11 protein-coding genes are annotated in these 11,409 nt (G+C 58.7%); 7 read left to right on the forward strand and 4 right to left on the reverse strand.

Annotated elements, in window-relative coordinates; all coding sequences use genetic code 11:
* The 3 genes from GSQ76_RS23320 to GSQ76_RS23330 all read right to left on the reverse strand — a co-directional run.
* A partial coding sequence (locus tag GSQ76_RS23320; RefSeq protein ID WP_216851248.1) for an MFS transporter occupies positions 1-839 on the reverse strand: 839 nt, incomplete at its 3' end.
* A gap of 66 nt (positions 840-905) precedes the next feature.
* A complete protein-coding gene (locus tag GSQ76_RS23325) occupies positions 906-1,880 on the reverse strand; it encodes a zinc-binding dehydrogenase (protein ID WP_158746507.1) in 975 nt (324 codons plus the stop codon).
* 121 nt (positions 1,881-2,001) lie between these two features.
* Complete coding sequence (locus GSQ76_RS23330) at positions 2,002-2,634, reverse strand: isochorismatase family cysteine hydrolase (RefSeq protein ID WP_216851249.1); 633 nt, start codon at positions 2,632-2,634, stop codon at positions 2,002-2,004.
* 105 nt (positions 2,635-2,739) lie between these two features.
* On the opposite strand from GSQ76_RS23330, the gene GSQ76_RS23335 reads away from it, so the two are divergent.
* Complete coding sequence (locus tag GSQ76_RS23335) at positions 2,740-3,636, forward strand: LysR family transcriptional regulator (RefSeq protein ID WP_158746508.1); 897 nt, start codon at positions 2,740-2,742, stop codon at positions 3,634-3,636.
* A 297-nt stretch (positions 3,637-3,933) separates the two neighbouring features.
* Complete coding sequence (locus GSQ76_RS23340; protein WP_216851250.1) at positions 3,934-4,590, forward strand: isochorismatase family cysteine hydrolase; 657 nt, start codon at positions 3,934-3,936, stop codon at positions 4,588-4,590.
* 135 nt (positions 4,591-4,725) lie between these two features.
* Here the strand turns inward: GSQ76_RS23340 and GSQ76_RS23345 are convergent, their stop codons facing one another.
* Positions 4,726-5,385: a TetR/AcrR family transcriptional regulator gene (locus tag GSQ76_RS23345; RefSeq protein WP_158746509.1), complete on the reverse strand. Its 660-nt coding sequence runs from the start codon at positions 5,383-5,385 to the stop codon at positions 4,726-4,728.
* 92 nt (positions 5,386-5,477) lie between these two features.
* Between GSQ76_RS23345 and GSQ76_RS23350 the strand changes: the two genes are divergently transcribed.
* From GSQ76_RS23350 to GSQ76_RS23370, 5 genes are all read left to right on the forward strand, one after another.
* The gene (locus GSQ76_RS23350; protein WP_254070593.1) at positions 5,478-6,626 is read left to right on the forward strand and encodes an HlyD family secretion protein; all 1,149 of its coding nucleotides are present in this window, start codon (positions 5,478-5,480) and stop codon (positions 6,624-6,626) included.
* Between the two features lie 11 nt (positions 6,627-6,637).
* The gene (locus GSQ76_RS23355; protein ID WP_256367018.1) at positions 6,638-8,230 is read left to right on the forward strand and encodes an MFS transporter; all 1,593 of its coding nucleotides are present in this window, start codon (positions 6,638-6,640) and stop codon (positions 8,228-8,230) included.
* A gap of 152 nt (positions 8,231-8,382) precedes the next feature.
* Complete coding sequence (locus GSQ76_RS23360) at positions 8,383-9,156, forward strand: SDR family NAD(P)-dependent oxidoreductase (protein WP_158746511.1); 774 nt, start codon at positions 8,383-8,385, stop codon at positions 9,154-9,156.
* Between the two features lie 50 nt (positions 9,157-9,206).
* Positions 9,207-9,893: a type 1 glutamine amidotransferase domain-containing protein gene (locus GSQ76_RS23365; protein WP_158746512.1), complete on the forward strand. Its 687-nt coding sequence runs from the start codon at positions 9,207-9,209 to the stop codon at positions 9,891-9,893.
* Positions 9,894-10,033: 140 nt separating this feature from the next.
* Positions 10,034-11,409, forward strand: a 1,376-nt coding sequence (locus GSQ76_RS23370; RefSeq protein WP_158746513.1) for a mechanosensitive ion channel family protein, incomplete at its 3' end; no start/stop codon positions are given.

Consider the following 11,409-nt stretch of genomic DNA (forward strand, 5'->3'; position numbering starts at 1 on the left):
CCGGCAATAGGTGCGGACAAGGCTCCGCCTGCGCCAGCGAACGCGAAGAGAGCGATACCTTGCTGCGACAAGCCGAATTCACCGTGCAACATCAGTGGAGCGGCCGTCCAGAACAGGTTGAAGATGCCGTACAACAACCCTTGGTAGATACATCGCCGCTGAAGGGGCCGAGAGGTGGCGAGAAGTCGCAAGATCGACGCCAGTAATACCCCATACCGGATATCCGAATTGGGATGGCGACAAGGCAATATCTGCCGGAGCAACAACAGCGTAACCAACATAACGGCGATCGATACCCAGAAGACCGCCTTCCAGCCGAAATCCGCGGCGAGGAAGCTTGCAATCGGCCGCGAGAGCATAACCCCGCCAATGAGGCCAACCATGATCCGGCCGATCACCCGCCCACGCAGCCGCTCCGGTGAGAGGTGAACCGCCAGGGGAACAAGCACCTGCGTGCCGACGGAGAAGACCCCGAGGATGAAGGAGGCAGCGAGGAACATGGTGGCCGAGTGACTGCTGACCACACCGATGAGGCCGACGATGGTTCCGGCCGTCGTGAGAAGAATTAGCCGTCGGTTCTCGACCAGATCACCCAGACAGACGAGGAAGAATAGGCCTGCACCGTAACCAAGCTGCGTAAAGGCGACAATTAGCCCAGCGAAACTAGGCGGCAGTTCCAACGCACGGGAAATGGGCTCCACTAATGACTGTGCATAGTAGATATTAGCAACAGTCGCACCACAAGAGAATGCGAAAAGGGAAATGACGAATGGCGAAAGTCCTGCGGACTCCGCGGGGCCAGGAACGTTACTGGTAATCATGCCTTCGTTAGCGTCCATTGATATCTCCAGATGATCGAGGCGCCAGCGGCGCGCCCCATTCCACTCAGGAGCCTACTAAGCTGACTATGCCTTGGTCTTCCACGGCTCCAGGACCACTTTCCCCATGGTTCGGCGCTCTTCTATGGCACGATGGGCGAGCGACGCATCTTGTAGAGGATACCGGTGACTAATTTCCACTTTTAGGACGCCGTTTAACACTGCATCGATCAGGGAATGCATCGCGGTATCGAGTAACTGGCGATGCGGCTCATCGAAATAGCCCGGCAGGTAAAAGCCGCGCAGGGTCTGATTTTGACCAACAAGCCTGGTTGGATCGAAAGATTGGCGTTCGTCCACTCCGCGACCAAACTTGACTAAAGTTCCAAACGAGCTAAGGCATCTTAGAAGCTCGACGAACGAAGCGCCCGAGGACTCGAACCCGACATCGACACCACGTCCTTTGGTCGCCTTCATGATCTGCTCAGACCAATTCTGCTCCAAAGAACTTACTACAAGATCGACGCCGTTCTTACGCGCGAAATCTCGCTTCTCTTCAGTACTGGCGGATCCCGCCACAAATGCCGCGCCTAATGTCTTCGCCATCTGTGCCATCTGCATACCCACACCACCGGCCACCGACTCAATGAACACTGCTTTGCCTTTCATGGTCGCGACGTCATGCGTCAGCAGATAAGCGGTCACGCCTTGCGCAAGCAATGCTGTGGCTTCGGCAAATCCTATTCCATCCGGAAGAGAGAATGTTTGCGCAACCTCAGCCAAGGCATATTGAGAATAACCCTGCGAGCCTACCCGGCAGAGCACCCTGTCACCCACCTTTAACCCGGAAACCTTCTTCCCGATCTCGACGACAGTACCAGCTATCTCGGTTCCCGGCGCATAGGGTAGAGGCGTTTCCGTTAGATATCGGTTCGTCCGACGCATAACATCGCCGTAAAGGACACCGGCTGCCTCCACCCGAACCAGAATTTGCTCCGGCCTCGGAGAGGCAATTGACACATCGATGACCTTCAAGACATCCGGCCCGCCAAAGCGATCCACAACCACTTGCCTCGTCGATCTCATGATCGGTCCTTTTCGATGGATAGCGCGCTCGAGAGCGAGGTGGAGAAAGGCGCATCAAGCCATATGGCGTCAGTCGCGACGATGCCCGGTTGAAGAATCAGGCAATCACGGGCTCAATGGCAGCCAGGAACTGATCGATGGTGGTCACTTCGTGGCCGAATGTCGGATAGGAAAGTTCAATTGCCGCCTTTTGAGCCGCTTCAGTGAACTCGGCAACGGCATCGGTCAGGAAGGTGACGTGGAAACCTTCCTCAAGCGCGTGGCGGCCGGCGCTTTCGACGCAGGTATGGGAGGTCAGACCGGCAAGAACGACTTTCTCGAGCTTGTTTTCGCGCAGCTTTTGAATCATGTCGGTGTTGACGAAGCTATCGAAGGTCCGGTGGCGGCTTATAATGACGTCGCCCTCAAGTGGAGCAAAGGCCTCAAAGAAATCGGCGCCCCACTCACCCTTCCAAAACAGCTTATTCTCCATTGCCCACTGCCAGCGCGGATGCACGTGTTTGACGTCATCGAAGCTATGTTCGTGAAGCCCGTGTGGCACATAGAAGACCTTTAGGCGAGCAGCGCGGGCCCCTTTGATCAACCGGCCAAGGTGTACAATGAGATCGGTCTTCTCGAGCATTGGCCCAATCCGTTGGGCTAATTTGCCTTCCTCGTCGAGGAAATCGTTGAGAAGATCGACAAGAAGCAACGCAGTGTCGCCAGTCGAATAAGGCTCCATATCTGTCATCCTCCAAGTTTTCCGCTCACGCAGATGCGTCAATTGCATGATGGTCTGTAGGCCCTGGCACCTTATTGGTGGAAATCCAAAGAGAATGGTGCTGGTATAGACGCCATGGATGACAAGAAGCTCGACCTGAACTTGCTGTTAGCGCTTGAGGCGCTTCTCGCCGAGCTCAATGTGACTCGGGCAGCCAAGCGTCTCAACCTCAGCCAACCGGCCCTGAGCGCTCAATTGGCGCGGCTACGGGACATATTTAGCGACCAACTCCTCATCCCGACGTCCCGGGGCGTCTCCGCTACTGCCATGGCCACGGAACTCCAGGTTCCGCTACGCCATGCTTTGGATCAAATGAGAGCGCTTGTCAGCCGAGCCCGGTCCTTCGACCCAGCCAATGCGAAGATCATCTTTGGGATTTCTGCCAGCGATTATATGCAGGTGACCGTCCTGCTGCCATTCGTGACCCAACTCCACGTTGTAGCACCAGATGTGCAGGTCATGGTCCGAGCGGTTCACGAGCCCAAGGCTGATCTTGAGCGCGGTGATGTTGACGTCGCCTTTCTGCAGTCCAGTGAGGTGGAGGGAACAGAGTTTCGCTACCTCGATGTCTTGCGGGAGCGGTATATTGGCGTCACGCGTAAGCAATCTTTCACAGCCGGCGTGATGACAATGGAACGCTTCATTGCAGCACGACACGTCATCGTCTCTCCGCGCGCAACGGGCTTCCGTGGATCAACAGACGATGCTTTGGAAGCGATCGGCTTAACAAGAAAGGTGGCCGTCGCCGTGTCGTCATTCGTGATGATGATAGAGGCCGTCGCTGAGAGCGAACTCATAGCCTTGGCACCGGAGCGCCTTGCCGCTCGCTACGCTGACCGCGTCGATACGTTTGAGCCACCACTTCCCGTCTCCGGTTTTAGAATAGCTATGGTTTGGCACGAGCGCACACATGATCATCCCGCACGTGCGTGGCTGCGCGCCCAGCTAGCCCAGTTCTGCGCCCACCACTAGGCGGGCCGTTCATCGCTCGGACAGCCACGGCGTCCACGCGGCGCCATCCAAGGCTTGGATACCATCCTCAATATCTTTGGATTTCTAACGATAGCCGCGATAGGCGTATCTGTCCGCAACATCGCGACGTCAGCAGAGCGGCTTCCGGTGGACCAAGCTAAGGCGGTCGATGTTCGTTCGTCATACTGCAGAAACCTTGCATGCTTCTAATAACCAAGAGTCCGTTACCAGGACTGGATATTTAAAGAGCTTTCAACAAGTTATCTCTCTGCATGACGTCCATAAGGCACCGGCATCTTGGGCTTCGCATGCATCTCGACGAAAGGCATCGCCATGACAGAGACCTACGCCGCCGACCGCACCGCCCTCTTGATCGTTGATCCTTACAACGATTTCATGAGCGAGGGCGGAAAGCTCTATGAAGCGATCAAACCGACAGCCGATACCTCGGGATTGTTCTCGAACATGCGCAGGCTGATCCCAGCGATCCGCGAACTAGGGATCCAGGTTTTCATCGTTCCTCATCACCGCGCCTGCGATCACGACCATCTTGAGTGGCAGCACGTCAACATGTTCATTGCGAAGACGGAGCCCATGCGGGCGTTCGAGGTCGGAAGTTGGGGTGGTGAGTTCAACGAGGAATTTGGGCCGCGAGCAGGCGACGTCATCGTTAAGGAGCATTGGGCACAGAATGGCTTTGCCAACACCGACCTGGACATGTTGCTGAAGCAGCATGGTATTCAGAAGATCATTCTCGTCGGCCTAATTGCCAATAGCTGCATCGAGGCCACTGCCCGCTATGGCATGGAGCTGGGCTATCACGTCACGCTCGTGCCAGATGCGACGGCAGCCTTCAGCCCCGAGGGGATGGTCGCGGCGGCCGAGAACGCGCCCATGTTCGCCCATGCAATCCTGTCGACCAGCGAACTTCTGGAGCGGCTTCCGGCCACGTAATGAAACAGACCTGTGCCACAGCAAAATGTTTCTTGATGGAGGTCAAAAAGAATGGGTGTGAGCACGAGGTCAGCATACGGCGGCTCAGGGCGGCGTGAGGTCGGACCGAGCCTGCGCCGCTTTGAACCTTCATTCCTAGAACTGCCCTGCGACCGCCCGCAGAATCTCCCTCGAGAGGGCCTCGTCATCTACAGACCTTGCCAGGACCAGCGCACCGACCATGGCTGCCGTCATGCGGATGGCTTCCCGGCGAGCTGCGGCCGGCTTGGACCAGGGAAAATGAGACACCAGCTTACCAATGAAACTTTGCACGTAGTTGGTCATGGCTGGCGTTGCCGCGGGCTCGCGCGCAATCTCCGGCCCGAGGCTGGACATGAGGCAACCGTGACCCGGATTGTCCCGCGAAGCGATGCTCAGATATTTCGCTGCAAACGCCCGTTTGCCCGCATCGGTCGGCCCAGCGGACGCAATGAGTCCTGCGGCGCGGGGACTAACCCATTCGATACACTGGCCAATAAGGGCCAGCTTCGACTCAAAATGATTGTAGAACGAGCCGTGCGTGAGTTCGGCAGCCTTCATAAGATCACCCACCGAGACCGCCGAAAATCCATTCTCGCGGAAGAGTCGCGACGCCTCTTGCAGGATCCGTTCATGCTTTTTGGCGGTTTCCGCCGCCGGGTATCTCGCCATAGCAACTTCTCCACCATCAAAACCACAACGAAGGACGCGTATATCGAACACCAAGCGCCCCCAACCATTACGTCTATCATGTTCAGATGCCGGGGGGGTGTCCATTCACACAATCCTGGAATCCAGTCCGCGCCTAGCAAACACGACCAATCTGTGACGCAAGAAACCCTTCGCCACGCCTTCCCGGTTGCCTCGACATGAGCCAGTCGACGCTGCTGGCCCCCGATATGCATCCAGCCGCCGACCCGGGAGTGGTTCCTCCGCCATCGGTTTCCCCCGCAGTTGCCGTCATCCCGCCGAGGGGATCTTGGGTGTGGCCAATCATCCGGATCGTGTTCATAGCTGCATGCGGCTTCGCAGCGTGGTTCATCGCCCATAACTGGGATCGATGGAGTGGCTCCGCACTCAGCCAGGAGACCGACGACGCCTTCGTGGTGGGTGATCTAACGCCACTGTCAGCCAAGGTCTCTGGTTATATCGCGACAGTGGCCGTGCAGGACTTCGCGACCGTCCGGCGCGGAGAGATCCTGGCAGAAATCGAGCCATCTGACTATCGCGCGCAACTGGCACAAGCCAATGCCAACCGCGCAGCGGCCGAGGCGGCTCTTGCCAATCTTTCCAATCAAAAGGCTGTTCAGCGTGCCCTTATCCGGCAGGCCGAAGCGACGATCGACGCGAACGACGCAGACGTCACCCGGGCCCGCTTAGAGGCCAACCGACAAAGGTCGCTTTTGGTCGGTCGTCTCGCCGGAACGCCGCAAGCGGTTGAGCAGTCGGACTCCAATGAAAAGCGATCTGCGGCACAATTTGCCCTGAGCAAAGCCGCCCGGGATCAGCAAAAGGCCGTTCTGGACAGCCTGGACGTCCAGGAAAAGCAGTTGACCGCTCAGCGAGACGCCGCAGCAGCCCAAGTAGAGCTTGCAGCAAACAATCTTGGATACACCCAAATTCGATCTCCAGTCGACGGAATGGTGGGGCAGCGTCAGGTCCGCCCAGGCCAGTTCGTCAATGTCGGTACTCAGATCGTCACCGTGATGCCTCTTCCAAGAATTTGGGTCATCGCCAACTACAAGGAAACACAGATGACCCACGTACGAATCGGCCAGCCCGTGCGCGTCACCGTGGATGCGTTTCCAGACTTGGTGCTTTCGGGTCATGTGGAGAGTTGGTCGCCCGGCACCGGCAGCACTTTCGCGCTGCTGGCACCAGACAATGCCACGGGCAACTATACCAAAGTGGTGCAGCGGATGCCGGTTAAAATCATCTTGGATGCGGACCCGGCTTTGGGCGCGCTCGTGCGGCCGGGCATGTCCGTTGAAGCCACCATCGATACGGCCAAGCGATGAACGCCCGGGATATGCCCGTTAGTGCTGTCGGGGTGGCACTTCATCGATCGGCACATGAGCACCCGCCGCGGCTGCGCATAGATAACTGGCGGCCTTACGTCGGCATACTGGGAGTCTTACTTGGGTCGATCATGGGCACGCTCGGATCGCGCACGACCAGCTTCGGTTTGGCCGATCTCCGCGGCGGCATCCATGCGGGATTCGACGAGGGGGCCTGGATAACGACCATCTTCGGGGTGGGACAGATGCTGGTCGGCGTAGCCTCACCCTATCTAGGTGCAGTTTTCGGCGCACGCCGAATGCTTCTGACTGGGATCATCATATTCTTCCTGGCCTCGCTGCTGGCGCCGTTGACTACGAATCTAACCGGATTTCTTGTCTTGTTGGCGCTCGGGGGCATCGGCTCTGGAACGTTTATTCCCCTGACAATCAGCTTCGTCATTCGCAGCCTCCCGGCGCAACTCGTGATTTACGGTTTAGCCGTCTACTCCATGAATTCGGAGCTGTCTCAGAACGTCGCAGCGTCCCTAGAGGGCTGGTACGCCGATCACTGGTCTTGGCAATGGATTTATTGGCAATACTGTCTTGCCCTTCCGGCAATGTTGGCCGCGATATGGTATGGGGTCCCGCGTGAGCCTATAAACGCCAAGCTGCTCGGGGATTTCGATTTGTGGGGACTAGCCTATGCGAGCATAGGATTTGCGATGTTGTATGCCGGCCTAGACCAGGGCAATCGGCTTGATTGGACCTCTAGCGGGCTCGTCATCGGGCTTCTTGTCGGTGGAGGCACGCTGGCATTCGCATTCCTGGTGCACGAACTCACGGCAACCCGGCCCTTCTTGAACCTCGGTCTGCTCCTACACGGCAATCTCGCCCTCATGCTGCTCACGCTAGCGGCAGTTCGCTTCATCGTTCTGTCCACGGCATATGTGATCCCATCCTATCTGCAGGCCGTGCAGAACTTTCGCGAGCTTCAGGTGGGGCAGGTTCTCCTCTGGATTGCCCTGCCGCAACTCATCATCGTCATCCCCCTGGGGGCGCTACTCCGGCGCGTGGACGGGCGATATGTCCTGGCGTTCGGTACGGCATTGCTCGGCGTGGCGTGCCTTATGGCCGCAGAACTTACCGCCGTGTGGGCGACCGCCGACTTCTTGCCGTCGCAGGTATTGCAGGCAGTCGGCCAATCTTTCGCGCTAACGGCCATCACAGTTCTATCGGTGCGGAGCATCGTGCCATTGGAAGCCCTTACGATTGGATGCCTGCTTCAGCTCAGCCGCCTGTTCGGGGGAGAAATAGGGACGGCCTTTATGCAAACTTTCGTTCGCGTGAGGGAGCAAATTCACTCCAACATGATCGGCCAGCACATGACAGGCGGCAGCGCGCTCACGGCTGACCGACTCGCCGCCTATGCGGGTCGCTTGAATGCCCATATGGCGGATGCTGCGCTGGTAGGCAGCCAATCAGCCCGTCTCCTGGCGACGGCGGTCGCAGCGCAGGCCAACGTGCTCGCCTACCAGGACGCGTTCCTCGCTGCGGCCGGTGGCACCGCCGTTTGCCTTCTGCTCGTGGCATTGATGCGGCCAGGAAGGCCCGCACCGTTCTGATGGCGGCTAAGCGCACCGGCTACTCTATGGAGCGCATGGATTGATTTGTTGCCTTACGACTATCATGTATGGAAAACCTGAAGTGTATCACATCCCGCTGACTGGCGCGGTCCGATACTTAATAGTCATCTCGGTCTCGGAAGGGCCTTAAAATGCTGCTAGAAAACAAGTCGGTATTGATAACCGGAGGCAGTAGCGGCATTGGCCTTGCAACTGCCCGCATGATGGTGGCGCAGGGCGCGCGGGTTGCCATCACCGGCCGTGATCAGAGCAAACTCGATGCGGTCGCCTCGGAACTTGGGTCAGCTGTGGCAATCCAAGGCGACCTAGACGACCCTGCAGCGATCGACGCCATGCTCGACGTGGTCAGGACGGCATTTGGGTCGCTTGACGTTCTGTTCGCCAATGCTGGGATCTCAGGCCCGACGCCCCTCGGATCGACCACTTTGGCGATGTTCGAGGCGATCTCGCGGACAAACCTCACCAGCGTGTTCCTGACCGTCCAAGCGGCGCTACCGCTCATGTCGGCAGGCGGGTCCATCATCCTGAATGGCTCGGTTATGCGCCAGATGGGTAATCCGGGCGCCGCAGCTTACGCCGCGACCAAGGGCGGCATCACCGCGATGGCAAAGGTATTCGCCTCGGAACTCGCGCCACGCGGTATCAGGGTCAACACGGTTATCCCCGGCGCGACCGACACACCGATCTGGACGCGCGGCGCGAGGGCGAACGTCCCAAAGGCCGAGACGATGCACGCCATCGATCGCAGCATTCCGATCGGCCGTGTCGCCCAGCCGGAGGAGATCGCTCATGCGGTCGTCTTCCTCGCGTCGGAAGGATCGTCCGGCATGACTGCCGCGGAGATCGTAGTCGATGGCGGCACCATCGGGGCCCCGTATGGCGCACCGGCCTACCGCAAGACCTGAAGTCGTTTGCGCCGATTACTTCAAAACTTGAATTCACTAGGAGACTGATGATGAAAATACTGTTCCTCCTGAGCAGCGCGGAGATAGGCTTCTGGCTTGCCGAATGCACCCACCCGTTTTGGCACCTCACGGAGCGAGGGCATGAAGTTCATTTCGCAAGTCCAAGTGGTGGAAAGGCCAGCTTTGCCGCGATGAGTGATCCCTATTCGGAGGGCTCATGGGAGGCCAATGACATTGTCAGCAAAGGGTTCCTTTCTGACAAGGCGTTGGTGGCCAAGCTGGATACGACGATCGCGTTCGAGGACGTTCGTCCAGAGAATTATGACGCCGTCCATGTCGTCGGCGGCGGCGGCGCTGCCGTCGACCTCTACCCAAACGAACAGGTCGCCCGCATCCTCGAGCATTTCTGGGCTACGGAAAAGGTGGTCGGCGCGATCTGCCACGGCGCCATCGCGCTGGCCAACAACCCCAGCCGGGTCGCCGGGCGGCGTGCCACCGGGTTCTCCCGCGAAGAGGATGCCGAGGTCGAGAAGGTTTACGGCAAGGACTTCATCCCGAATTTCCCGCAGTCGGTGATGGAAAAGGCGGGCATGAACTTCGTCCATGTGGAGCCATGGGGCCTGCGTGTGGTGATCGACGGCAAGCTGATCACCGGACAGAACCAGCAATCGGCATCCGAATACGCGATCGCACTCACCCACGTACTTGCAGGCAAAAGCCCGGTCTTGCATGGCTAGGCGGACCGAGTCTCCTGAACAAAGGTTGCCGTCCTAGGACGGCAACCTTTGCGGCCGCTTGGACGGCGGCGCTCACTGCAAGACACGACGCGGGAGCGCAGGGCGAGATACGATTTCCACCTTGATCGATGGCCCGTCGCATGGAGATGACGATGACCCGAGAAGCAGCCCTGACAGCCGCAAGCGTGCTGCTGCTCGCCACGATTGTGGTGCCGCGGCTGATCTCGCAGTGGTCGCTGTGGGCACGCGCGCTTTGGCGGGTGGCCGCCTTGATCGTTTTAACGGTGCTGGTCCAGAGAGTTCTCGGCTCGCCGATTGCCCCGCGGTTCCAAGCGGATGAGACGGGGGTGCGCCTATGGGAGCAGGTTATTGAGGTGGGCTGGTGGATCATCGGGGCCCAAAGCGCGATCGGGCTGACCCGATTGTTCGTCGTGTTCGAGACCCGGCCCCGCGAGACCCGGATCATCTCCGATCTGCTGGCGGGCGTGATTTACCTGGTCACACTGCTCGCCATCGTCAATTTTGTCTTCGATGTTCCGGTTGGAGGGCTCCTCGCCACGTCGGGCGTCATCGCCATCGTGCTCGGTCTGGCGCTGCAAAGCAGCTTGGCTGATGTCTTTTCCGGCATCGCAGTTGGGATCGAGCGGCCTTACAATCCCGGTGACCTCCTTTGGGTCGAGGGTGGCATTGAGGGTCGGGTCATTCAGGTCAATTGGCGGTCGACCCACATCGCCACTTTCAAAGGGGACGTCGCTGTCATACCGAACAGCGTCATTGCGAAGGCGCGGCTAATTAATCACAGTTTACCCACCACTTTGCGGGGGCTTTCAGTCACCGTTAAGCTGGACGCCCGTGACTCGCCCATCCGCTGCATGGACACCCTGACAGCAGCCGCGCGAGCCTGCATGCTTCTCGAGGATGATCCCGCACCTAGCGTAGCGAGAACCGAGCTCAGTGGTGATGGCGCGGTCTATGAGATCAGCTTCTCCGTTTTTAGCGGCGCGGTCATCCTGGCGGCCCGGACCGAACTGCTGGGGCAAGTGCAAAACCATCTGCGCCATTCGGGCATCTCGCTTGCCGTAGTAGGTCGGCCGATGGTGCCTCGTACCGAGATTCCCAGCTCAGCGCAGATGCTTCAGGAGTCCGACTGGTTCGGCGTTCTGGCCGCTGAAGACCGATCCTTGCTTGCAGCGCATCTGACCGAGGTTCTGGTCAGGGTCGGCGAGAGCTTGATCCGCAAGGGCGATGATCCTCAGGCACTTTTCATCATCGCCTCCGGGACAGTTGAAATCTCGAATGGTGCTTCGGGCGACAAGCATGTGGTATTCCGGATGGGACCTGGTGGCAGTCTTGGTGCGGTTGGGCTGATCACCGGCTCACCATATGCGGCTACGGCGACCGCCTTGACACCGGTGAAAGCGTATCGCCTCGATAAAAAGGCGATCGGCGCCGCCATGCAAATCAGACCGGAATTAGAGCGTGCTCGGCTTGACCGGAATCAAGAAATTGCTTGCGA

The organism is Acidisphaera sp. L21 (genome assembly GCF_009765685.1).
Classification (GTDB): domain Bacteria; phylum Pseudomonadota; class Alphaproteobacteria; order Acetobacterales; family Acetobacteraceae; genus LMUY01.

What these genes read in the sequence shown, in the direction of transcription:
- GSQ76_RS23330 (WP_216851249.1), bottom strand. Translation starts at nt 2,634, where the DNA reads ATGACAGATATGGAGCCTTATTCGACTGGCGACACTGCGTTGCTTCTT.
- GSQ76_RS23335 (WP_158746508.1), top strand. Translation starts at nt 2,740, where the DNA reads ATGGATGACAAGAAGCTCGACCTGAACTTGCTGTTAGCGCTTGAGGCG.
- GSQ76_RS23345 (WP_158746509.1), bottom strand. Translation starts at nt 5,385, where the DNA reads ATGGACACCCCCCCGGCATCTGAACATGATAGACGTAATGGTTGGGGG.
- GSQ76_RS23350 (WP_254070593.1), top strand. Translation starts at nt 5,478, where the DNA reads ATGAGCCAGTCGACGCTGCTGGCCCCCGATATGCATCCAGCCGCCGAC.
- GSQ76_RS23355 (WP_256367018.1), top strand. Translation starts at nt 6,638, where the DNA reads ATGCCCGTTAGTGCTGTCGGGGTGGCACTTCATCGATCGGCACATGAG.
- GSQ76_RS23360 (WP_158746511.1), top strand. Translation starts at nt 8,383, where the DNA reads ATGCTGCTAGAAAACAAGTCGGTATTGATAACCGGAGGCAGTAGCGGC.
- GSQ76_RS23365 (WP_158746512.1), top strand. Translation starts at nt 9,207, where the DNA reads ATGAAAATACTGTTCCTCCTGAGCAGCGCGGAGATAGGCTTCTGGCTT.